This is a genomic window from Acinetobacter sp. NigerLNRRAM0016, assembly GCF_054112845.1.
The window spans coordinates 1-22,370 of record NZ_JBSYVT010000043.1 but is presented as its reverse complement, the minus strand read 5'-3'; the positions used below and the strand labels follow the sequence as shown (position 1 = coordinate 22,370).

27 protein-coding genes and 3 pseudogenes are annotated in these 22,370 nt (G+C 38.6%); 17 read left to right on the top strand and 13 right to left on the bottom strand.

All coding sequences use genetic code 11. The annotated features are described in order from the left end of the window. Positions 1-264: 264 nt before the first annotated feature. On the bottom strand, positions 265-1,452 hold the full coding sequence (tet(39), locus tag ACWQ4X_RS17295; RefSeq protein WP_087551687.1) for a tetracycline efflux MFS transporter Tet(39): 1,188 nt from the start codon (positions 1,450-1,452) through the stop codon (positions 265-267). A 65-nt stretch (positions 1,453-1,517) separates the two neighbouring features. Here tet(39) and ACWQ4X_RS17290 point away from each other — a divergent pair, with 65 nt between their 5' ends. The 3 genes from ACWQ4X_RS17290 to ACWQ4X_RS17280 all read left to right on the top strand — a co-directional run bounded on the left by ACWQ4X_RS17290 (position 1,518) and on the right by ACWQ4X_RS17280 (position 3,043). After that, positions 1,518-2,159: a TetR/AcrR family transcriptional regulator C-terminal domain-containing protein gene (locus tag ACWQ4X_RS17290; protein WP_167850447.1), complete on the top strand. Its 642-nt coding sequence runs from the start codon at positions 1,518-1,520 to the stop codon at positions 2,157-2,159. A 295-nt stretch (positions 2,160-2,454) separates the two neighbouring features. Beyond that, the gene (locus tag ACWQ4X_RS17285; RefSeq protein ID WP_000438825.1) at positions 2,455-2,742 is read left to right on the top strand and encodes a BrnT family toxin; all 288 of its coding nucleotides are present in this window, start codon (positions 2,455-2,457) and stop codon (positions 2,740-2,742) included. Then, positions 2,729-3,043, top strand: coding sequence for a BrnA antitoxin family protein (locus ACWQ4X_RS17280; RefSeq protein WP_004728120.1), 315 nt, complete (start codon positions 2,729-2,731; stop codon positions 3,041-3,043). Before ACWQ4X_RS17285 ends, ACWQ4X_RS17280 begins: the two co-directional genes overlap by 14 nt. A gap of 88 nt (positions 3,044-3,131) precedes the next feature. On the opposite strand, the gene ACWQ4X_RS17275 is transcribed toward ACWQ4X_RS17280, so the two are convergent. Together ACWQ4X_RS17275 and ACWQ4X_RS17270 are read right to left on the bottom strand one after the other, a co-directional pair. After that, the gene (locus ACWQ4X_RS17275) at positions 3,132-3,422 is read right to left on the bottom strand and encodes a hypothetical protein (RefSeq protein WP_228261897.1); all 291 of its coding nucleotides are present in this window, start codon (positions 3,420-3,422) and stop codon (positions 3,132-3,134) included. Next, on the bottom strand, positions 3,409-3,666 hold the full coding sequence (locus ACWQ4X_RS17270) for a hypothetical protein (protein WP_227523528.1): 258 nt from the start codon (positions 3,664-3,666) through the stop codon (positions 3,409-3,411). The genes ACWQ4X_RS17275 and ACWQ4X_RS17270 overlap by 14 nt, the downstream gene beginning before the upstream one ends. 148 nt (positions 3,667-3,814) lie before the next feature. Here ACWQ4X_RS17270 and ACWQ4X_RS17265 point away from each other — a divergent pair, with 148 nt between their 5' ends. Next, a complete protein-coding gene (locus ACWQ4X_RS17265; RefSeq protein ID WP_000286964.1) occupies positions 3,815-4,117 on the top strand; it encodes a type II toxin-antitoxin system RelE/ParE family toxin in 303 nt (100 codons plus the stop codon). Then, the gene (locus ACWQ4X_RS17260) at positions 4,118-4,399 is read left to right on the top strand and encodes an addiction module antidote protein (RefSeq protein WP_000985609.1); all 282 of its coding nucleotides are present in this window, start codon (positions 4,118-4,120) and stop codon (positions 4,397-4,399) included. Positions 4,400-4,478: 79 nt separating this feature from the next. Here the strand turns inward: ACWQ4X_RS17260 and ACWQ4X_RS17255 are convergent, their stop codons facing one another. After that, on the bottom strand, positions 4,479-4,898 hold the full coding sequence (locus ACWQ4X_RS17255; protein WP_001180106.1) for an SMI1/KNR4 family protein: 420 nt from the start codon (positions 4,896-4,898) through the stop codon (positions 4,479-4,481). A 139-nt stretch (positions 4,899-5,037) separates the two neighbouring features. Between ACWQ4X_RS17255 and ACWQ4X_RS17250 the strand changes: the two genes are divergently transcribed. The 4 genes from ACWQ4X_RS17250 (at position 5,038) to ACWQ4X_RS17235 (ending at position 8,531) form a co-directional block, all read left to right on the top strand. Beyond that, positions 5,038-5,358: a type II toxin-antitoxin system RelE/ParE family toxin gene (locus tag ACWQ4X_RS17250; RefSeq protein ID WP_000897307.1), complete on the top strand. Its 321-nt coding sequence runs from the start codon at positions 5,038-5,040 to the stop codon at positions 5,356-5,358. Further along, the gene (gene nadS, locus ACWQ4X_RS17245) at positions 5,351-5,623 is read left to right on the top strand and encodes a NadS family protein (protein WP_000369781.1); all 273 of its coding nucleotides are present in this window, start codon (positions 5,351-5,353) and stop codon (positions 5,621-5,623) included. Before ACWQ4X_RS17250 ends, nadS begins: the two co-directional genes overlap by 8 nt. Before the next feature lie 492 nt (positions 5,624-6,115). Further along, positions 6,116-7,591, top strand: a complete 1,476-nt coding sequence (msr(E), locus tag ACWQ4X_RS17240; RefSeq protein ID WP_000052512.1) for an ABC-F type ribosomal protection protein Msr(E) — start codon at positions 6,116-6,118, stop codon at positions 7,589-7,591. A 55-nt stretch (positions 7,592-7,646) separates the two neighbouring features. After that, positions 7,647-8,531 carry an Mph(E) family macrolide 2'-phosphotransferase gene (locus tag ACWQ4X_RS17235; RefSeq protein ID WP_000155092.1) on the top strand — a complete coding sequence of 295 codons (885 nt, stop codon included), beginning with the start codon at positions 7,647-7,649 and terminating at the stop codon, positions 8,529-8,531. A 189-nt stretch (positions 8,532-8,720) separates the two neighbouring features. On the opposite strand, the gene ACWQ4X_RS17230 is transcribed toward ACWQ4X_RS17235, so the two are convergent. Further along, a complete protein-coding gene (locus ACWQ4X_RS17230; RefSeq protein WP_015060246.1) occupies positions 8,721-9,332 on the bottom strand; it encodes a recombinase family protein in 612 nt (203 codons plus the stop codon). Between the two features lie 236 nt (positions 9,333-9,568). Between ACWQ4X_RS17230 and ACWQ4X_RS17225 the strand changes: the two genes are divergently transcribed. Next, positions 9,569-10,171, top strand: a complete 603-nt coding sequence (locus ACWQ4X_RS17225; protein ID WP_019838175.1) for a GNAT family N-acetyltransferase — start codon at positions 9,569-9,571, stop codon at positions 10,169-10,171. A gap of 174 nt (positions 10,172-10,345) precedes the next feature. Next, entirely contained in the window at positions 10,346-10,792 is a 447-nt protein-coding gene (locus ACWQ4X_RS17220) for a ribbon-helix-helix domain-containing protein (protein WP_171191668.1), read from the top strand. 539 nt (positions 10,793-11,331) lie between these two features. Here ACWQ4X_RS17220 and ACWQ4X_RS17215 read toward each other — a convergent pair. Both ACWQ4X_RS17215 and ACWQ4X_RS17210 read right to left on the bottom strand, forming a co-directional pair. Next, positions 11,332-12,342, bottom strand: a complete 1,011-nt coding sequence (locus ACWQ4X_RS17215) for a hypothetical protein (RefSeq protein WP_019838338.1) — start codon at positions 12,340-12,342, stop codon at positions 11,332-11,334. 20 nt (positions 12,343-12,362) lie between these two features. Beyond that, the gene (locus ACWQ4X_RS17210; protein ID WP_005006303.1) at positions 12,363-13,241 is read right to left on the bottom strand and encodes an S-4TM family putative pore-forming effector; all 879 of its coding nucleotides are present in this window, start codon (positions 13,239-13,241) and stop codon (positions 12,363-12,365) included. Positions 13,242-13,401: 160 nt separating this feature from the next. On the opposite strand from ACWQ4X_RS17210, the gene ACWQ4X_RS17205 reads away from it, so the two are divergent. Both ACWQ4X_RS17205 and ACWQ4X_RS17200 read left to right on the top strand, forming a co-directional pair. Beyond that, the gene (locus tag ACWQ4X_RS17205) at positions 13,402-13,737 is read left to right on the top strand and encodes a hypothetical protein (RefSeq protein WP_094069402.1); all 336 of its coding nucleotides are present in this window, start codon (positions 13,402-13,404) and stop codon (positions 13,735-13,737) included. Between the two features lie 182 nt (positions 13,738-13,919). Further along, positions 13,920-15,059 carry an IS4 family transposase gene (locus ACWQ4X_RS17200; protein WP_457904463.1) on the top strand — a complete coding sequence of 380 codons (1,140 nt, stop codon included), beginning with the start codon at positions 13,920-13,922 and terminating at the stop codon, positions 15,057-15,059. Positions 15,060-15,110: 51 nt separating this feature from the next. On the opposite strand, the gene ACWQ4X_RS17195 is transcribed toward ACWQ4X_RS17200, so the two are convergent. Together ACWQ4X_RS17195 and ACWQ4X_RS17190 are read right to left on the bottom strand one after the other, a co-directional pair. Next, complete coding sequence (locus ACWQ4X_RS17195; RefSeq protein WP_019838431.1) at positions 15,111-15,425, bottom strand: BrnA antitoxin family protein; 315 nt, start codon at positions 15,423-15,425, stop codon at positions 15,111-15,113. Beyond that, the gene (locus tag ACWQ4X_RS17190) at positions 15,412-15,699 is read right to left on the bottom strand and encodes a BrnT family toxin (RefSeq protein WP_017393771.1); all 288 of its coding nucleotides are present in this window, start codon (positions 15,697-15,699) and stop codon (positions 15,412-15,414) included. Before ACWQ4X_RS17190 ends, ACWQ4X_RS17195 begins: the two co-directional genes overlap by 14 nt. A gap of 337 nt (positions 15,700-16,036) precedes the next feature. On the opposite strand from ACWQ4X_RS17190, the pseudogene ACWQ4X_RS17185 reads away from it, so the two are divergent. Beyond that, positions 16,037-16,456, top strand: a pseudogene (locus ACWQ4X_RS17185) (universal stress protein); the annotation flags it as partial. Positions 16,457-16,518: 62 nt separating this feature from the next. On the opposite strand, the pseudogene ACWQ4X_RS17180 reads toward ACWQ4X_RS17185, so the two are convergent. Further along, positions 16,519-17,586, bottom strand: a pseudogene (locus tag ACWQ4X_RS17180) (Tn3 family transposase); the annotation flags it as partial. 24 nt (positions 17,587-17,610) lie between these two features. Here ACWQ4X_RS17180 and ACWQ4X_RS17175 point away from each other — a divergent pair. Continuing rightward, positions 17,611-18,537, top strand: coding sequence for a response regulator transcription factor (locus ACWQ4X_RS17175; protein WP_019838172.1), 927 nt, complete (start codon positions 17,611-17,613; stop codon positions 18,535-18,537). A 6-nt stretch (positions 18,538-18,543) separates the two neighbouring features. Here the strand turns inward: ACWQ4X_RS17175 and ACWQ4X_RS17170 are convergent, their stop codons facing one another. Next, the gene (locus ACWQ4X_RS17170; RefSeq protein ID WP_044102779.1) at positions 18,544-19,080 is read right to left on the bottom strand and encodes an AmiS/UreI family transporter; all 537 of its coding nucleotides are present in this window, start codon (positions 19,078-19,080) and stop codon (positions 18,544-18,546) included. Next, positions 19,077-20,612, bottom strand: a complete 1,536-nt coding sequence (locus ACWQ4X_RS17165; RefSeq protein WP_019838169.1) for an amidase — start codon at positions 20,610-20,612, stop codon at positions 19,077-19,079. The genes ACWQ4X_RS17170 and ACWQ4X_RS17165 overlap by 4 nt, the downstream gene beginning before the upstream one ends. A 266-nt stretch (positions 20,613-20,878) precedes the next feature. On the opposite strand from ACWQ4X_RS17165, the gene ACWQ4X_RS17160 reads away from it, so the two are divergent. After that, a complete protein-coding gene (locus ACWQ4X_RS17160) occupies positions 20,879-21,073 on the top strand; it encodes a hypothetical protein (protein WP_019838168.1) in 195 nt (64 codons plus the stop codon). A 244-nt stretch (positions 21,074-21,317) separates the two neighbouring features. After that, complete coding sequence (locus tag ACWQ4X_RS17155; RefSeq protein WP_171288143.1) at positions 21,318-21,794, top strand: sulfite exporter TauE/SafE family protein; 477 nt, start codon at positions 21,318-21,320, stop codon at positions 21,792-21,794. A gap of 92 nt (positions 21,795-21,886) precedes the next feature. Here the strand turns inward: ACWQ4X_RS17155 and ACWQ4X_RS17150 are convergent. Continuing rightward, a pseudogene (locus ACWQ4X_RS17150) lies at positions 21,887-22,132 on the bottom strand (acyltransferase); the annotation flags it as partial. Positions 22,133-22,370: the final 238 nt, after the last annotated feature.

The window sequence follows — 22,370 nt, the reverse complement described above, 5'->3', positions numbered from 1 at the left end:
AAACATCATCGACTCAAATCTCTATTTGCAACAGTGCCGAATTGTTTACCAAGGCTTATTAAAACCGTGAAACATTGGTCAAAGAATAGGCGTGGAACGTGAAAAATCATAAAAAAAGCCCACCTTGGGGAAGATGGGCTATAAACCAGGAACTACAGCATTGATTTATAAAGATATTTATAACGCATTTCGTATAAGGTGTATTATGTTAATTTTAGATAAACTATAGAATCCATTAGTTTTTAAACCAATAAATTAAATATTTTATGGAACTCCAGAATATTTATTCAGGCGATACTTAAGCAATAAGGGTAGGGTGATTACATAAAGTATTGCAGCTAATGCCCATACCATTCCAGGAGCTGATGCCTGAGTCATAAAATAGAGGCTAGTAACTAATACAGGACCAATTATAGCCCCCAGACTATTAAAACTGCTTAATAGCCCTTGTAATTCACCTTGTCTTTCATCACTAATACCTCTGGACATCATTGCTTGCAAAGCAGGAACGGCTACTCCACCAAGGGCAAACAATGGTAACAACGCAAAAGGCACCCATTCTTCAACAGCAATAGATAAAAGAAGTAAACCAATTGCATCGCAAGCTATTCCACATAACAACGTATTTTTCTCTCCAAACCTCTTTACCATAGGGGCGATAGCAAAAGCCTGTGCAATAGAATGGCATATTCCATAACTAGCAAGGGAAACACCTGCAATAAATATACTCCAGCCATAACGATCCTGCCCATAGATAACCCATAAAGTTGCGGGGACTTGTGAAACCAATGTGATAATTAAAAAGATACCAAGCAATGGAGCCATATTAGGTTGAGTGATCAAATAGGATAATTTCTTTAATATTGATTGCTCCTGAACCTTCTCAGTCATTTTATTGCTGTGTTTTGATTCTTTTAATAAGACTGCTGTCATTATTAAAAGAATCCCATTCATAAAAGCAGCAGCAAAGAACGGTGCATGTAAGTTCCATTCACCCAAAACTCCACCTATTACCGGACCCGCTATAAACCCAATACCAAAGACAGCTCCAAGGAGACCAAACCTTTTTGCACGCTCATGGGCTGGAGTAATATCTGAAACATAAGCTGTTGCAACAGCCATGTTGGCACCTGTAATTCCCGCAAAAATACGACCAATATATAGCCACAATAGAGAAGGAGCAGCAGCCATTAGGAGATAATCAGCCGTTGCACCAGCAATTGAAATAATTAATACAGGTCGACGTCCAAATCGGTCACTCAACGCTCCAAGGATAGGTGCAAAAATGAACTGCATCAGAGCATACACAGCTAATAAAGCACCATAGTGAACACCGCCTGCTTCAGCTCCAGCCAATGACCGTAATAATTCAGGCAAGATCGGCATAATTAAACCAATCCCAACAGCATCCAGAAATATAGTGATTAAAATCACGCTCAATGATTTCTTCACAAATGCCTTCTCTAGCAATGATAGAATTAATATTCTCTCACACACTCCCTATCAGTGATAGATTTATGAGTAAAAAAGATATTGCACCTCAACGTCTGACACGTGAAATAGTCCTGCGTACCGCATTGGATATGTTGAATGAAGAAGGCATAGATTCAATAACCACACGCAAGCTAGCTCAACGATTGGGTATTAAATCTCCAACTCTATATTGGCATTTCAAGAATAAATCCTTGTTAATGGAAGCAATGGCGGAAACCATTATAAATGAACACCATTTAGTTTCTTTACCCATCGATGGGATGACATGGCAAGATTGGTTGCTCGCTAATTCTGTAAGCTTTCGTCGAGCACTACTAGCTTACCGTGATGGTGCTCGTCTACATGCAAGAACTAGCCCCAGTCAAGGACATTTCTACACGATTGAGGCCCAAGTTGCGCTGTTATCTCATGCTGGGTTTTCTCCTGTTGAAGCAGTTGCATTACTTATGACATTAGGAAGGTTTATTGTTGGGTGGGTCCTTGAGGAGCAGCAAGAAGAAATAAGATCAGACCCACCATTCGAAGCCGATCCAACTATATATCCACTCATGCTCCAAGGAGTGAATACCTTACAAAATATGAATGCGGATGACATTTTTGAAAATGGGATTCGTATGGTGATTATCGGTGCTGAAAGACAACTTGATATTAAAATGCAAACTTAACTCTATACTGCTTTAAGCAACTGTTCTATTTAGTAATAAAGCTTTTATCCTTAATTATTTAACATAATGGGCGTTATACGAAATAACAGCACAAATTGAAAAATATAAAAATCAAAAACTTATGATATAAATTATTTGCTCGATGATGTTCAAAAGCCGACTTGGAAACAAGTCGGCTTTTTTATGAGCAGTTTTGATAGTTCTTGCCAATAAATTTGACTAAAAATTACGCTTCTCAACTTGAGTTATACAATTTTGTGATACATTATTGTATATACAAATTTGAATGTTTTTTATGGAACAGTATTTTGAATGGGATGAGGCTAAGAATCGAAAGAATCAGAAAAAGCATGATATCTCTTTCGAAACTGCAAGCCTTGTTTTTGAAGATCCATTACGGATCTCAATCCAAGACAGACATACCGATGGTGAAGAACGTTGGCAAACCATTGGACGAGTTAAAGGCGTACTAATGTTATTGGTGGCTCACACCATTTTTGATGAAGATGACTGTGAAATCATACGAATCATTAGTGCAAGGCAAGTGACTAAAGCGGAGCGAAACAAATATGAGCATGGTTAGATACTCACGCAAAGAGCTGAATGAGAAATTTGGTGAGAAGCAAGATGCTGAAATTCAACGCTTGCTTGCTAAAGGCACGGTTCCTGATGATCAGCTAGATCTATCAGATATTCCTGAAATTACCGATTGGAGCAGTGCTGTACGCCAAAATCAATTTTACCGCCCAGTGAAGCAACAAACTTCAATTCGGTTAGATGCTGATGTACTTGCTTGGTTCAAAGCACAAGGCAAAGGTTATCAAACACGAATGAATGAAATTTTACGGGATGCTATGCTGAAAGAATTAAAAAATCATCAATAAAAATGGGAGCTTAAGCTCCCATTTTTGACTTCGCATAACGCCCATTATGTTAATTTTAGTTTTCCTTAATACGACAAAAATATCTACTTCATTTCACGAGAATTTCTTTTGCTAAAAGTTCTTCTTTCGTTACACCGAAATATCTTATTTCTAATTTAGGCCTGCCTAACATCTTTAAAAGATTGTTTTCATCATTTATATTTTTTATAGCTTTGCTTACACAATCAATTACGTCATTAGTTTTAGAAATAGCTTCTTTTTCAGATACTTGATCGCTTACTTTTCGAGATATTAAGTCATCAAAATATATCCTATATTCTTCACAAACTAGATAAAAATAAGGGTCTAATCTATCTAAATCATATTCAGAGAGATTCAAAGGGTTTACGATCTAATAAATCTTTTTCAGGATAAATAATCAATTGTCCTGCATCGAACCAAAACTCCACAGAAAAATTATCAAACTCAATTCCATTTAAATCATTACTAAAATTTTGAAAATACTGTAATAAAAGATTTTCTATATCCTCTAAAAACTCTTTATTCTTAATATCAAATATTAAAGATTCATTAGAAATAGCTTTGATACAATCTTCTTGAATATCTAACCCCTTTAAAGTCATTTTTACTCCATTTAAATTTTTAGGTTTTGGTGCATTAAGAATTTTGATTAACTTAACATAATGGCGGTTATACGAAATTCACCGTTTCGAGCCCCAAATATCAAGTTTATTTCTTGCATAAATGTATCCTATAGGATACATTCTACTTATGTACTCAATATATACCACTGAAGTCTTTGATGACTGGTTCACCAAGTTAAAAGACCAGCAGGCAAAAAGACGCATACAAGTCCGAATTGATCGGGTTGAAGATGGAAACTTTGGAGATACTGAGCCGGTCGGTGAAGGTGTTTCTGAATTACGTTTCTTCTTTGGGCCAGGCTATAGGATTTATTACTGCAAGCAAGGGCAAAGGGTTGTTATTCTTTTAGCAGGCGGAGATAAGTCTACGCAAAGTAAAGATATAAAACTTGCCCTGCAATTGGCACAAGATTTAGAGGAGGAGCTATAAATGGCTATTAAACTTCGCAAATGGGACAGTGCTGAGCATCTTAAAACAGAGGATGATATGCAGGCTTACTTACAAGCATGTATTGAAGAATCTAATGGCGATGCCGCATTCATTGCAAAGGCTTTAGGTAACATTGCAAAAGCTAAAGGAATGGCTCAATTATCACGAGATACAGGCTTAGGCCGAGAAAGTCTTTATAAAGCACTTTCTGGTGATGTTAACCCTAGTTTTGATACTGTGATTAAAGTTGTAAAAGCACTGAATTTACGCTTAGCAATTTAAAAAAAGTTATTAAAAAATGGAGCTTTAGGCTCCATTTTTTAATTTCGTATAAGGTGTATTATGTTAATTTTAGAAATTCTTAATTTCCATCTATCCAAACTTGCTTGATCCAATCTGCTAAATCTTCCCACTGCTCATCGCTATATCCATCTGCTGTCCAATATCTAATTTTATGATTAGGAGATAGGCAATAATAACTACCATTATCTTCACAAATAGGTAGCCAATCTTCTGGCAGACCTTGCTCCCTAGCATCATTTAATATCTGAGATAGCCCTCGATAGCATTCTTTCTCATCTGTAAGAGACGCTAATTCAATTGTTCCATAAAAGATATTGCTAATCTCTTTCAAAACTTTTTTATAATCTTTTGGAAAAATAAAACCTATTTTTCGTTCATAAGCAGATATGAAAATATCATCAGGTAGTTCTATGTTTAGACGACTATTCCCAGATAGTTCTTTTAATTCTTGAATAATGTTATCAAGCTTATTTTGCATATACATTCTGCTCTATCGCATTAAAGTTCTTACTACAATTTAACATAATGGCTGTTATGCGAAACGAGATCTACCAGCTCTCGTTTTTTGTTATGGAAACTGCTAAAATTCAAATACGCCATTGACGTATAAAGAGTCCATGTTATTTATTGAAACCAGCATCTTTACCAAGCAAATTAAAGACCTTGTATCTGATGAGGAATATCGTCAACTTCAGCAAGATCTTTTGGTACAGCCTGATAGAGGTGACCTAATCAAGAATGGCGGTGGTATTCGCAAAGTACGTTGTGCTCAAGGTAACAAAGGGAAAAGTGGTGGGATACGGGTGATTTATTATTGGGTCACCGAGGATGATCAGATCTTTTTCTTAGTGGCTTATCCAAAATCAGTAAAAGATAATTTAACAGATAAGGAAACCGCCATTCTGCACCAACTCGTGAAGGAGCAATTTCATGGATAACAACTTATTTGATGACTTGGTTGCTTCAATCAAAGAAGCTGGAGCTATCAAACGTAAAGAAGTTAAAGCAAGCCGAGTTACAGAACTCGAATTGCCTGATATTAAAGAAGTACGTGAAAAAACTGGCTTGAGCCAAAATGAATTTGCTGCACGTCTACATATTAGCCCCCGTACCCTGCAAAATTGGGAACAGGGACGACGCTATCCAACTGGACCAGCAGCTACATTGATTCGAATTTTAGATGCTCACCCAAGCCTTATTTGAAAAAATTACTTAAAAAATGGGAGCTTAAGGCTCCCATTTTTATTTCGTATAAGGTGTATTATGTTAATTTTAGAAAATCTTCACTACTATTATTTTAAAATAAGCCTTATATCCAAGCATAAAACAAGGTTGTCTAGACTTCTTTTAACAGTAAAGTTATCATAAAACTGAATTTTATTTTTTAGGTAAGTTTATGCATTCTATCCGCATTCGTTAAGACACAACTATTTGCATAGTGACACTATTTTATAATGGTGGGCTTTTGTTGTGTCTTTAAGAATATATGCGGATATATAAAGTAAAAGTATGCTTAATTTATAAGTATGCTTTTAGTGCATAGTTTCCAGTTATAACTTAATTGACTAGCTATTTGTCCACCCTGTGGATGAATAGCTTTTTTTTTGGGAGGACACTGTGATGCTAGCTTTTGTTTTCACCTAAATCCTGTTTGCTGCATAAAAAATTTCAAGAGCTAAACAGGAGTAAATAAAAATGAGTTTAATTATTAAAGCGAGAAACATACGCTTGGATTATGCTGGGCGTGATGTTTTGGATATTGATGAATTGGAAATTCACTCTTATGACCGTATTGGTCTTGTGGGTGATAACGGAGCAGGAAAGAGTAGTTTACTCAAAGTACTTAATGGCGAAATTGTTTTAGCCGAAGCGACATTACAGCGTTTTGGTGATTTTGCACATATCAGCCAACTGGGCGGAATCGAAATAGAAACGGTCGAAGACCGGGCAATGTTATCTCGCCTTGGTGTTTCCAATGTACAAAACGACACAATGAGTGGCGGAGAGGAAACTCGTGCAAAAATTGCTGCCGCATTTTCCCAACAAGTACATGGCATTCTAGCGGATGAACCAACCAGCCACCTTGATCTCAATGGAATAGATCTACTTATTGGTCAACTTAAAGCATTTGATGGAGCATTACTTGTTATCAGTCATGACCGATATTTTCTTGATATGGTTGTAGACAAGATATGGGAGTTAAAAGACGGTAAAATTACGGAATATTGGGGTGGTTACTCGGATTACTTGCGTCAAAAAGAAGAAGAGCGACAACACCAAGCCGTAGAATATGAGCTGATGATGAAGGAACGGGAGCGATTAGAATCTGCTGTGCAAGAAAAACGCCAGCAAGCTAATCGATTAGACAATAAGAAAAAAGGAGAAAAATCCAAAAACTCTACCGAAAGTGCTGGACGACTTGGGCATGCAAAAATGACTGGCACCAAGCAAAGAAAACTGTATCAGGCAGCTAAGAGTATGGAAAAGCGTTTGGCTGCATTAGAAGATATTCAAGCACCAGAGCATTTGCGTTCTATTCGTTTTCGTCAAAGTTCAGCCCTAGAACTGCACAATAAGTTCCCGATTACGGCAGATGGTCTGAGCTTAAAATTTGGTAGCCGTACTATCTTTGATGACGCTAACTTTATAATACCGCTTGGCGCTAAAGTCGCTATAACTGGATCGAATGGAACAGGGAAAACGTCCTTGTTAAAAATGATATCAGAACGTGCTGATGGATTAACCATATCTCCAAAAGCTGAAATTGGCTACTTTACACAAACAGGATATAAATTTAACACGCATAAATCTGTGCTCTCCTTTATGCAGGAAGAGTGCGAGTACACAGTTGCGGAAATTCGTGCAGTATTGGCTTCAATGGGGATCGGAGCGAATGATATTCAAAAAAACTTATCCGACTTATCGGGAGGTGAAATCATCAAACTGCTTTTATCCAAAATGCTTTTAGGAAAATATAATATTTTGCTTATGGATGAACCAGGAAACTATCTTGACCTAAAAAGTATTGCCGCATTAGAAACAATGATGAAGTCCTATGCAGGAACTATTATCTTCGTATCTCATGACAAGCAATTGGTCGATAATATTGCTGACATTATCTACGAGATCAAAGACCACAAAATCATCAAGACTTTTGAGAGAGATTGTTAATGATAGCCAATCTAATCCGAACATTAATTATTGAACTCTTTAAAGGAAATTAAAAATGACAATTCAAGATATTCAATCACTTGCTGAAGCACACGGCTTGTTGCTTACGGACAAAATGAATTTCAATGAAATGGGCATTGATTTTAAGGTCGTTTTTGCTCTTGATACAAAGGGGCAACAATGGTTGCTGCGTATTCCTCGTCGTGATGGCATGAGGGAACAAATCAAGAAAGAAAAACGCATTTTAGAATTGGTAAAAAAACATCTTTCTGTAGAGGTTCCTGATTGGAGAATTTCATCTACAGAATTAGTGGCTTATCCCATACTTAAAGATAATCCTGTTTTAAATTTGGATGCTGAAACCTATGAAATAATTTGGAATATGGACAAAGATAGCCCGAAATACATAACATCTTTGGCAAAAACCTTATTTGAAATCCATAGTATTCCTGAAAAAGAAGTTCGGGAAAATGATTTGAAAATTATGAAACCTTCAGATTTAAGACCTGAAATAGCAAACAATTTGCAGTTAGTAAAATCTGAAATTGGTATAAGTGAGCAATTGGAAACCCGCTACAGAAAATGGTTGGATAATGATGTTCTATGGGCAGATTTCACCCAATTTATACATGGCGATTTATATGCTGGGCATGTACTAGCTTCAAAGGATGGAGCTGTTTCAGGCGTTATTGATTGGTCAACAGCCCATATAGATGACCCAGCGATTGATTTTGCTGGGCATGTAACTTTGTTTGGAGAAGAAAGCCTCAAAACTCTAATCATCGAGTATGAAAAACTAGGGGGTAAAGTTTGGAATAAACTATATGAACAGACTTTAGAAAGAGCAGCGGCCTCTCCTTTGATGTATGGTTTATTTGCCTTAGAAACTCAAAATGAAAGCCTTATCGTTGGAGCAAAAGCTCAGTTGGGAGTTATATAATTTAAAAATATGATTGCTGAGAACTGCCTTGTTTTGAAACTTGGTTGGCTTTAATTAGTTTTTAGTATTCTTTATAGAAAATGCCTCGATCAAGGGGCATTTCTAACAATCATTTAACATAAAATTTCTTATGTGAAGTAACCTGAATGCAGCGGTGCCCCATTGGGGGCGCGTTGAGATAAGCCTCTTTTAGATAACTTTAGCAACTCGATAGACAGTTGCAACTCCACAATTCACTGCTTTGGCAATTTCTTCCTTAGTCATATTGCCAACTACTAGCAATTCTTTTATTCGTTTATGTTTAGCCTCATTTGCCTTCTTGCCTGTTGGTTTGTAACCCGAACGTGCCAGGCCCTGCTTAATACGTTCTATACGTTTCTCATTGTCTAGGCGGGCCATTGTTGCCAGAAGATCAATCAACATATTGTTGATGAGTTCCAAGATTGAATGAGTAATGCTGTCACTGGTTTGAATCATTTGGTAGGTAGTAGGAAGATCTGCTACGACTAAACGAAGTCCCTTCTCCTGGATCCTGCGCTTCAGCTCTTGAAAATCTCGTTGGGTTAGGCGTGATAAGCGGTCAATACTTTCAACTAACAATGTGTCACCTTGATTTGCTTCTGACAGTAGCTTATTCAATTCAGGTCGGTCTAACTTCGTACCACTATAGTTTTCCACGTACACAATGGTTTCACCCAAATTCAAGTTTTGGTTTAGATCCTGAAGAATCTGCAAAGCCCTTTCTGCATCTTGATCTTTAGTTGAAGCTCGTAGATAAATACGTGTATTCATTTCTATCATTTAATCTTAATTCTATTAGATTAATGATAATACTATCATTTAATTATTGCATTAAGTCTAATGATAGATATTGTATGCGATTTGGCTCGCTATCATTCAGGTATACTCTTTTGATAAAAAAAGCATGACTAAAAGCCATGCCTTGGGAATTCGTATAACGTGTATTATGTTAATTTTAGAAATTATTAAATTAATAGAATCACTTGTATCCAGCTCAAAGATAGTAAAGGGAAAGTATGCTGAAAGAATTAAAATTATTTGATCATGTTTTTTTGAATAAAAATAATATCCGTTTAATTCCCTTATCTTTTGAACATGAAAGTGGGCTTATGGAAGCATGTAAAGATGGTCAACTGTGGAAATTAAGAGTTACATCAACACCGCATTATTCTGAGGTTCATCACTATATTGAAACAGCTCTAATACAAAAACAGGAAGGTACACGTTATCCATTTGTTGTCATCGAAGAAAGCTCTGGGAAAATTCTAGGTACAACTAGTTATCATGATGTTCTTTTGAACGTGAAACGCTTAGAAATAGGTTATACCTGGTATGCAAAATCAGTGCAGCGTACGCATGTTAATACGACATGTAAGTTGCTATTACTACAATTTGCTTTTGAACAGTTAAACACTGAGACGGTTGGACTTCGCACTGATATTTTTAATATTAAAAGTCAGCGAGCAATTGAAAGATTGGGTGCAAAAAAGGATGGGATAATTAGAGGGCATGCTTTACGTAAAGATGGTACAACTCGAGATACCGTAATGTACAGTATTATTAAAAGTGAATGGACTAACATAAAAGCACATCTAATTGATTTATTAGATAATTATTAACTACAAGATTTTATTACAATAATACATGAGGATTATGATTTAACATAAAATCTCTTATATGAAAGACTCCTAAATAGGAGTTTTTTATTGAATAACTATCTAAAAAACAGGAATTGCAAAGTCAATCCTAATGATGTACTCTAATTGATATACAATTAGATAAAGGTTATTGAAATGCTAATGCTCAGATTACCAGTAGAATTAGAAAAGCGATTAGATGAAGTAGCAGAAAAAACTCAGCGAACTAAATCATTTTTAGCTAGAGAAGCAATTTTATTGAGTCTGGATACGTTAGAAAAAAAATATAACCATCAAAACAATGAGATAAATGATATGAACATTAATTTATATGAAATTTTAGTTAGAAATTTTTCTACACCTGTTAATTTAGAGACTGAGTCAAGAAAGTCAAAATTTTGCATATTTAGTGAAGATGGAAAATTATTTGTTCATAACAATAAAGATAATATTCGACCGATAAGTTTCGATGAAGTTGATAATTTTTATAAAATTTTTAGGGAAACTGGGAGTCATTCCCCATCAACTTATACAGATGTAACATTCAATTCATCATATATTCTTGCAGCAGTATCCTATTTAAAGGAAAAAGGCTTTCTTTAAATACTAAATATAAAAAAAGCCCGACATCCTGTCGGGCTTTTTCGTATTGGGTGTTTAGGTATAACTCCTGTCGTACCTCACGTCCTGGTGTTGCACTTATCATTATTGTTTTATGTGTTGGAACATCCTGTTCTCTATGTCCCCATCATATGAAAAATCCCTGCGGTGACATAGACGCAATGCTCCCTAATTCATGTCAGCCTGAGCTTACAACATTGCTCAAAACTTACCCCAAGGTTTATCCGCAGAAATTGCGAATAATTTGCGAAGTTCAGGTATTGAGTTATCAGGGAAAATCGCAAAATCGACTACTTTTTAAACGAAATTATTGGCAAAAACTATAAAAACTGCTCATAAAAAAGCCAACTTGTTTCAAAATCGGCTTTTTTTGCATTTTTGCATTCATCTTAGTTTGTTAAGTTTTTGATATTTATATTTTGGAGTTACAAACCCATTTCGCATAAGAGATTTTATGTTAAATACAAATAAAAAAAATCCTAACGCACTGTCAGGATTTTTTAGTTCACATGTTATTAATCCTAACCGTAGTCAGGGAAGTTATACCCAAAAACTTTTTTCCAAGTATTTATTGATTCTTTATCTTTTCCTTCATTTTCAAGTTGTCTAGCATCTCTTGAAAGTTGGGCGAATGTTTTAAATTTCTCGCTCAATGAGTATCTACTATAATAGTCTATATCATTGATGTTACTTTGAATATTTTTAGGATCAGCCACAGTATTGATAATACTATTCGCTAAGTAGTTAAAAACGTTCTCTAATTCCAAATCAACATACTCTGAACATGTATTATTCGGTTTACTTTCATAGTAGTACAGGATCATAGCTTCTAATAAATAAGATCCGATGTTCACTCTTTTTTCTTGTTTCCAGTACTTCAATATGCGAATTACATTTAAAACATTACCAGATTGATTTTGATTGACGGCTGATAATCTATCTCTATCAGTCTTAGGATTCGTTTTTTTCCAACTTCCAGATCTATTTGGGATTAAATAATAAGAGTTTCCATCGCTATCTGGTGATGTCAAAAAGCAAGGAACAATATCGAAATTCCATGTATAGCTTTTCAACTTCAGAGTTGCTGCTTCTCCATCCCTTTTGATTTCAGCTGATGAATATTGACTGACCTTACTTAATTCTGATTTAAATGCATTGGTAATACGTGTTGAACTTAAGCCTGAACTATCAAGAGTTTTCGCATATTTTTTTAACTTTCCAGAGTAGTTTTCTGGAAATTTCAACTCAATATCGTCCCAAGATCTTTCATAATATGTACATCCATCGGCTTTGATACCAACCATTAGATCAATATCATCTAATGGTCTAGTTTTAGTCTTTCGAGCAAAAGAACCAAAGCCGATATCGATTTCTGGATATAAGTTAGGAAAGTTATCATTATTTTCTGGAAAGTTTGAAATTTGATCTAATAACCAATTTCGACTATTTCGAGCCGTTGATGATGTAGCTGAATCTAAATTTACAATATTTTTCTGGAAGTCATTAAAAGCACTTATAACTGTTGTTGCCATATAAATCTCAATAAAGTTAATTAAAGATAGTTGTCTATGTATCTTTGAATATTCCTTATAGATAAGGTTTCATTTTGATTTTTAAAGTATTTATGTAATTTATTTGGAATAGGTCTAGCAGATTTACGATATGAATAAACCGCATTTTGTACCTCTTCAGCAAGAGATATAACATCTTGATCAGTAGCACTATTATTTGATAGTTGGTTTAAGGCATCTTCTATTTCACTATTCAAACGATTTCCTTCTTTAACAGTTTCTTTATGTTCTAGGACTAGAAAGAATAGAAATATTACTATAGGTATAGAGGCACTTAGTGTTTTGATAAATAATGAAATATTTTCAAAATAATAGATACTTACCGCAAAAAATACGAAAATCAGTAAAACAATAAAAGCTAATACGGTCTTGTAATATCTTTCTCTGTTGGGAATGTCCCAAGATAAATTTTGGCTTTGGCATAGGATAATTGCCATAGGGTATTGATAAGTAGCTGCGGGGGATGTATACCAATTTAAAAATTCTGAAAAATCTCCATACTTTTTCTTATATTTTTCAGATAATAACGTTACTTGACGGTTGTTGGGTTTTTCTCCTAAATAAAGTTTGTTCCACTTTAAGTTAAAGATAGAGCGATCATATAGTTCTTGCATCTGTACTGCTGAGCTTCTTATATTTTTTATCCAACATGATAAAGCTATACTACTGAGGCTACAAAAAATAGCTAAGTAAATGAATATAGAATAATCCTTAACAATACCAATTAATCCAAGAGTAAATGGCATACATACACTAATGATAAAATTTATTGTCATTAGAAATTTACTGTCACTGTATAAAGTATTTACAGCTGCTTGTAATTCTAAATTGGCTAGATCATTTTGCTTCTTTGAAATCAAGTTAACCTCTAAGTTTCTAATTTTTAATAATATTATACAGAATAACGAGTATGAAGTTTTAAATAATTAACAAGATCCTAAAATGATTCTCTTTATATAACTCAAACTACTGGTGTAATCTTTAGTTACTTATGAAATTCTTAGCATTGCGGAATAAGAAATGAATAGTGATAAACAGTACTTTGATCGTCTACAGGAAGAGTATTCAGAAAAATATGGTCATGAACTGTATGCAATTGATGATATTGAAGGAAAAAAAATATTTATTGATATTAATGATCCGTGGAGTGTTTCCTCAAGTTGGGGGTCTTTAGAGAATGAAATACGGTTAATAAAAATGGGACTATTTCCATTAACATTAAGACAAAAATTCGAAAGGAAAGAAACTTTTGAAAAAAAAGCAGACGAACTAGCTAAGCTAATTAATGTTGTTCACACTAAAGAAAATAGTATTCTATGTCCTACTAGTAGATACAATCGTAATAAAGAAAAATAGAATTAGTAATTAGAGCTGAATAATTTAATTTACCTCAAACTAACATAATACACGTTATGCGAAGTCAAAAAAGGAAGCTTAGGCCACTGCTGTCCCATAGTTTGATTTAAATAAAAAAACCTGAGTCTGAATCGTTAAAATATAAGTGCGAACCAACACTTTAACGACCAAGGACTCAGGTTTTGTCATATCAGAATACCGTATTTCATCAATTGATTAAACCCATACTCCGACAAGATTTTGAACGTCTTGTTCAAATACATCATGTCGGTCAGAAATTTAGAGCTGCTTCAAGATGGGATCAGTTCATTGCCATACTGATGTCTCAACTTTCCTGCAGACAAAGTCTGCGGGATATTCAATCTAATCTAGAGTGTCAACAAGAAAAGCTGAATGCTCTCGGAGCAAAGTCTATCCCTCGCAGTACACTGGCTCGAATCAATCAGGAACAGCCTGCAGCCTTGTATGAACAGCTATTTTACACCTTGCTTAAATCTTATGAACACTCAAAAGTAGCTCATAAATTCCGCTTTAAGAATCCCTTATATTCCCTGGATGCCAGCCATATTGATCTGTCACTTTCCTTATGTGAATGGGCCAAAGTGCATGAATCCAAAACCAGCATGAAACTTAGCGTTGGCTTAAATCACAGCAATACCATTCCTGAATTTGTGGCGCTTGGGGATGGCATTGAAAATGATATGGTACAAGGCAGAGCATTTAAATTTCCTGCTGGCAGTATTGTCGTATTTGACAAAGGATATATTGATTATCAATGGTTTGCCCAATTGACTCATCAAAAGGTCAGCTTTGTCACCCGATTGCGCCCAAAGACAGTTTATCAAGTGAAATCTAGCCGCAGCGTATTAGCATCTAAAGGTATTATTGCGGATGAGTGGATTGAATTAAGTAGTGCTCATGCAAAGAAAAGAGGTGCTCCCAAATTATTAAGACGTATAGAATTTTATGATGCCGATAAGAACAGGACGTTTGAGTTTCTGAGTAATAACTTTCATCTGGCAGCATCAACGATTGCTGCAATTTATAAAGACCGTTGGAAAGTGGAACTGTTCTTTAAAGCACTTAAACAGAATTTAAAATTAAAGTCATTTCTAGGTCGAAGCCGTAATGCCATACAAACTCAAATTTGGATCGCGTTAATCGCCTATTTGCTGGTGAGTTTCGCTCAACATCTGGGGAAAGAAGGCTGGACAGTGCAGCGCTTACTCAGAATCATTCAAGTGAATTTGTTTGAAAGAAAAACGTTAAAAGCTTTATTCTCACCCGATAAAATCCCATTAAACAAGAGGAAGCTTATTTAAGCTTCCTCTTGTGAAAAATTGTGGGACAGCAGTGAGCTTAGGCTCCCTTTTTTATTGATGATTTTTTAATTCTTTTAGCATGGCATCCCGTAAAATTTCATTCATTCGTGTTTGATAACCTTTTCCCTGTGCTTTGAACCAAGCAAGCACATCAGCATCTAACCGAATTGAAGTTTGTTGCTTTACTGGACGATAGAATTGATTGTGGCGTACAGCATTACTCCAGTCGGTAATTTCAGGCATATCTGAGAGATCTAGCTGATCGTCAGGAATCGTTCCCTTAGCAAGCAAGCGTTGAATTTCAGCATCTTGCTTGTCGCTGAATTTTTCATTCAGTTCTTTGCGTGAGTATTTAACCATGCTCATATCTATCTCGCTCCGCCTTGGTGACTTGTCTTGCACTAATGATTCGTATGATTTCACAGTCATCTTCATCAAAGATGGTGTGAGCTACTAACAGCATTAGTACGCCTTTTACTTTCCCAATGGTCTGCCAACGTTCTTCACCATCGGTATGTCTGTCCTGAATTGAGATCCTTAATGGATCTTCAAAAACAAGGCTTGCCGTTTCGAAAGAGACATCGTGTTTTTTCTGATTCTTTCGATTCTTTGCCTCATCCCATTCGAAATACTGTTTCATAAAAAACATTCAAATTTGTATATACAATAATGTATCATAAAATTGTATCACTCAAGTTGAGAAGCGTAATTTTTAGTCAAATTTATTGGCAAAATATTACAGAATCGCACATAAAAAAGCCGACTTGTTTCAAAGTCGGCTTTTTGGGCATTTTTAGATTTTTCTGGTTTTATTAAGTATCTGATATTTATATTAATATACAAGTGTATTGCGTATAACCACCATTATGTTAAATGGACATAAATCAATTCTAAAATTATCTATGATAATTCTATACTTTTACTTCGATACTGCGGTTAGGGTGGATAGAAAAGAGTCTAACTGCTATCATTGCCCTAAAGTTGGAACCCATATTGAAAATGTTGTTCGTGCCCTTCATAAACCCGTATTAATAACATCTGCACTCTTTAGTCCACCTAAGTCTTTTTTAATTGCTTTTGATGGAAGTCAGACTGCACGCATTTGTGTAGAAAAAATTGCCAATAGCCCTTTATTAAAAAACCTGACAGCTCATGTGGTATATGTTGGTAAGCCAAATAGTGATATGACATCTCAAGTTACTTGGGCAAAAGAGCTGCTTGCAAATAATGGTTTTAATGTAATTGATATCGTACTTGAAGGTGATGTCGAGAAATCAATATTAGATTACCAAGAGAAAAACGCTATTGATATGATGGTGGTTGGTGCATATGGTCACTCAAAAATACGCCAGTTTTTTATTGGTAGTACGAGGGGTTCTAGGGATTTTCCCCTCTAAAGTAACATAAATCGCCATAACCCAAGCAGTTAGTGGCTTGTGGAGCTGGGTTACCTTTCATTTTAGACTTCATTTTGAACAATAGGCCTAGTTATTTCCTGTAAATCAGGTAGTTTGCGGTTACTAGCGAACTGATAAGTGCCGCTTAGATTAATATTCTGCCATGCAACGGGTGATACTTGTCGAGTTATTGCAGCTTTTTCCTCGTCACCAACGTCTTCAAAGTGCAGTAGTAGATGACTTAGGATCATCGAGTTAAAGTAAATAATTGCATTTGCCGTCAAACGGGCACACTCGTTCCAAACGACTATTTCTGATTCGTTTTTTCCGCGGAACTGGTCACGATTGACCGATGCAATGGCTCGCCTGAGGAAATGCCAGGCTTCGCCTCGGTTCAGTGCTCGTTGAACATATTGGCGCAGACTTGCATCATCAATATAATCAAGTAAATATTGGGCTTTGATGAGCCTATTATATTCCGTTAATGCTTGTAATATAGGGTGTCCAGATGGATAACCAGATAATTTGCGTACTAGCAATGCCTGTGTTGTGCGTTTTTCTTGAAGGGATAACACAATACGCTGAATATCCTGCCAGCCTTCCTCAATCACATTCATTTTTATCGGCTTTTTCAGCGCCAGATGCGTATTTCCGTCGTCGCTTTCAGTTACGTTAAATAGGTCATTGATCACACTGGTGAACTGAGCATACCTAGGCGCAAAACTATAACCGCATAAATCCAATAAGGCATAATTAACATGATTAACACCATGGGTGTCGGTTGAGAGTACGTCAGGCTTAAGATCACTAGTATTAGATTGTAGTAAGTCGTAAATATAATGGGACTCATGCTCATTAGATCCTATTATACGGGCATTTAACGCACTATGATTGGCAACTAACGTCATGGCCGTAATACCTTTGTTGGTGCCGAAGTATTTCGAGGAGTAGCGAGTTTTAAAAGTCTCAAGGTGAGTTTCAAATTTTTGCCCATCGGTACTGGCGTGTAGGACGTCTTCTTGGATGTGATAGTGACGGAAAATAGGGAGTGCCGCTACTGCGTTATTGATGATATCACTTGCCTCTTGCAAGGTTTCAGGCCTAATATAATTAGCTTGTATAGTGAATAATTACTCCACAAGAGAGCTTCAGCCATGAATACGCCAGCCGTACGAAAAGGCTTTCAGACGATAAGGGCCTCCATGATCGATCTATTGGGGTCTTGTTTTGAGGATGCGTCAATTGCCATTTCCATGTTCAATCCAATATCCCGTGAACACGAATCCGTCGGCGCCAGTGGATATGATCAAAGCATGCTGGACTTCCTTAATGGTACGTTTATTAATTACGATGAAGATATGGTTTTTTTGAGGTCCAGCAATTTGACCTGTCTCGAATGGAACTCAACCGCTAGGCCCTACCGCGATACACTGTTCGCCAAAGAATATTTTATTCCCAAAGGCTACCATGGCGGTATTACCCAGCTCCTTTTTTCCGAGGAACGCCAATACACAGGCGCCTTGCATATAAATATCAAAACAACCGATTCAGTCAGCCGTGAGGCGCAGCGCTTGATCTCGAACTCGGCTCCCATTCTGGCCAGCGTGACTGATTGGTGGCATGAAATTGTCTCGTTGGAGTGCGAAGCCACTCCGGAGAGCTTCCTTTTTGTCGTCATAAATAAAAAAGTATTTTGTAATCGTGAAGATCCAGTGCGGGTACTTGGAGTAAGAACAGTAGAGAAAATATTGAGAGCTGATAGCGAAAGCCGCATCCCGCATCAGTTCTATATTGAGGATTGCCATGGCAAGCGTTGGTCAATGAAAGCGATGAGGAAAAATGGTGAGCTTTTGTTGTTTGCTCATCCTGGTGTCCTGCCATTCTCGATAACGCCTAGGGAACTCGATATCGCCAGTTGGTTGGTCGGGGGGTTGCAAACTAAGGAAATTGCCCGGGCCTTACAAATTTCTGAGCGCACCGTTGCGCATCATGTCGAAAGTCTGTTGCTCAAGCTGGGCCTGCACAACAGAGTCTCGGCCGCAATTTTTTGTTATCGAAACGGCATTCTTACTCTGCGATGAGCAAAATTAGATTACTTTCGTATGCAGCAGGATTGCTGGCAAAATGGCTGTCATTATCGATTGAGCAACCGTCATGGCGCCCGTAAATTTAGCGATATTGCATCTGAGTACAAACAGCAGGAAAAACAGGAACCACAAGCCCGCCCACGCAAACCAGTTCAAGGCCATCCATGTTTCAAACAGGCTTTGGGAATTCCTCAGCCCTATAACTCCTGCCGGAATGGCAAAGAATGGAACTACCAGCGAAAACCAACCAACTGCAGTCCCATTTACACCGGTAAATTGATTGATGCCAATCCATACGCAGGTTAGGGAGACCAAACCTATATACGCCCCGCCGGAGTAGTCGTATTGGGGCACGCCATGGCCTTGAGCCATAAGTAAAGCCACTATGGTGCTTCCTATGAACCCCGTAAAAAGATTGACGATAGCAATATCCTTTCCTTCCAGTAAGTTGCTTGGGTTCCCCACCGTATCCAGCCATATCCGCATTCCATTAATAAATAATGATATTCCAGCAAAGGTTAAGAAGACGCTAATCATGACTGATCCTTTATTTTATTTTTATTTAAGGAGTTAGAGGGTTCTTCGCTATGCAGTGCACGTCTGGCTGGGATGTCGTAATATTGCAGCCACGGGCGGGCTTCCTCGAAAGCCGCACTTGCGGCAATTACATCTAGGTCAGCCTGCCGATCGCCAATGATTAACATGCCCACCGGTAGTCCATCGATCAAACCCGCCGGAACGCTGGCACTTGGATGTCCGGAAAAGTTGGTCAGGTACGTCATGCACCAGCCGATCAACGGGTTGACCTTTTCACCGTTGATAGCGCTTGGCCCTTCCGTACTGCCATCAGTGGCATTACGCACGGGCATGCAGGCCAACGTGGGCGCCAAAAGCAAATCAAAGCGATCGAAAACTCTGTTCATGCAATCAAAAACCGAAGTCCTCAATATCTGATCTGCACTAATCTGTTGCACGTTTATATCCGCCACCGCATCAATCCATTTCATCAGCGCGTCGGGAATATCTGCGCGATGTTCGCTAAACAGATCAATTCCGTCTTCATGCAATGCATGCATAGAGGCCGCAGTAGGGATAGCCAGCATACGGCACCAAGCATCGCTCATCTGTTCCTGGCTATAGGGTATTCCCAAATCCACAAATTCCACATGCGCACCGAGCTGTGTGAAAACCTGCGCCGTCTTGCTGATCAGATCCTTTATCTCTGGCTGAACCGGGAACACGCCATAGTCCAGTGTCAAGCCGATTTTCTTACCGCGAACCCCTTGGACAAGTGCGGAGGTGAAATCCAGTTTGACCCGTAGTGAATTGGGATCGCGACGATCGAAGCCGTGCAATGCATTCATTGCCAATGCCGCATCTTCGACAGTTCGTGTGATGGGCCCTTCATAAATATAAGCTGCCAGATGGAATGCATTCGGGCGGCTGATGAAAGGTATACGTCCTATGGAAGGTTGAAATCCGTAAGTATTGGTCCAGGCCGCTGGAATTCTCACTGACCCGCCAGCATCAGTGCCCCCAGCGATGGGCACAATGCCGTCAGCCACAACCGCCGCGGCTCCGCCCGATGAGCCACCGGCGTTGTAGTCGAGGTTGAATGGGTTGCGCGTCGGCCCGAAGAATTTATTGTCTGTTACCCCGCGAAAACCAAATACCGGACTATTGGTCTGCCCCAACAGCAGACTGTCTTCATTAGACATTTTCAATGGGAAAGTCGACCACGCTCCCTCAGCGCCGCGGAGATGCTTGAGCGCGCTGATGCCGCCCAGCGTAGACGGCCAGCCTGGCTTGGCCGCAAACAAATCCTTCATAAGCGTCGGTACGCCCGCAAGCGCCCCGGTACGTCCTCCATTCATGATGTGCCGCTCAAGCTCTGCCGCTTTTACGCGAGCTTCATCGTAAGCCTTGTATGTAACCGCATTCATGCTGGGATTGCGCTGCTCGATGAGCTCTATAGTTCCTTCAACGACTTCTCGCGGAGAAATCTGTTTGGATTTTACCAATCCAGCGATCTCGGTCGCTGTTTTCCAGTGAACTTGTGAACCTATCATTTAGATCTCCGGCACTTAGGTGCTCATTTTATTTCATTGAAACGCTAGAGCCTTGTTATAGAAAAACCTTATAAGTGAGCTCTATCACAGGTACTTCATCCCTATCGGCATGCTAGCAAAGGAGTTGCCGCTTTGAAAATGGGGTGTTTTGCCTATAGACAGTCTAGAAACTTTGCACGAGCTAGTGAGAATGGGGTGCTAGCCCCTGCTTATGGGCTCCTCTAAAACGCAGATCTGAGTCGAGTCTGCCCCCGACGCTGGCCGAGATGGAGACCGCTTTAACCTATGATGTCGAAGAATTGATGGGCGGCCTGGATTTCGCCCGCATGGCAGGCGAGATTGCCACGCGCCATGGCAAGATCTTGCGCGTTCACCTAGGCCTCAACTCTGCAGGGATGAGCCGCAATGGCCTTGAGATGGGCACGGAGCAGGGCAGGAAAGACTCGCTTGCTCTGGCCTAGCGGGAAGGGCTGGAATGGGTTGGGGTTATGACCCACTTTGCCGTCGAGGATCGTAATCAGGTGCTCATGGGCCCGGTCATCTCCATCGCGCTTACCCCTTATACATTGAGTCCGTTCGCTACTATCCGGTATGTGTCGGGGGCAACACAATGCAGGCATCGTCATAGCTTAGTATCGCCGACTGAAACCGAGCTTCAGCGCCACGTTGTTGTCGATGCCCATCAATGGTCAGGTGCAGAGAAATATGCTTTCTGATGTTGTGCTTGTCTCGCCGTCAGTTACCGCTTACGCCCTATGCTGTGTCTTCGTGGCCGCGGTCGCACGGGGTTTTTCCGGCTTCGGCTTTACCCTTCTGGCCATCATGTCACTTTCGTTCGTATTGCCATTAGCGACTATTGTCCCCGCGATGTTTGTTCTGGAAATCGCTGCCGGTCTGAGACTCTTGCCCTCCCTATGGGGACAAGTGCATTGGCGATCCATTCGAGTGCTGGTCATCAGCTCGATCATGGCGACGCCGGTGGGCGCGTATCTGCTTGTCAACATACCAGCCGAATATGTGAAGTTTGTACTCGCCATCCTGATAATCGCGTGCTGCTTGGTCATGATCACGGGCTACAAGCTACAAAAGATGCCCACGGCCATGCAGACCGCTGCAACAGGTGCAGGGGCAGGGGTGCTCAATGGTTCGCGTGGCCCCGCGATGTCGAAAACCCACGCATGAACCCCCGATCTGTGCCCGATCTGTGCCCAAAGCGGCGCTTGCGCGGCCGCTTCCTACCCGCCAGACTCGCCAAAAAGGGCGGTTGAACTTCCTATACCCATATCCCACTTTAGGTTTGGCAGCACCTTTTCAATCAGGTGGTTGTTTACACCAATCCAGCTATTGGCCAATTGAATATTGGTTTCGTCTACTTTTTTTGATTTTTTAAACAGCTTGGTAAAACCGAGTGCCAAAACAGGGGGACCATGTAAAAACGTGCTTCCTGTAATGACTGAACCAACTGTGAGTCCTTTACTGACTTTTTGCAATAAGGATGCTTTTTTATGAGCAGTAGACATAAATCTAACCTTGAGTGTAGAGATTTAAAAAAATGTTCCAACTATAAACAACGGAAATTGAAATACAATTGTATATTTGAAGATGTTGACATTTTTTATGGATTTACCCATTTTCTGCAATTTTAATCCACTTTATCATAAGTGAAGCATTGGTATTTGGTGTATAAAGTTCTTAAAAACTTTTATTGAAACATATATCTCATGTTTTTAGAAATCCGATAAATTGAAAACAATGGAG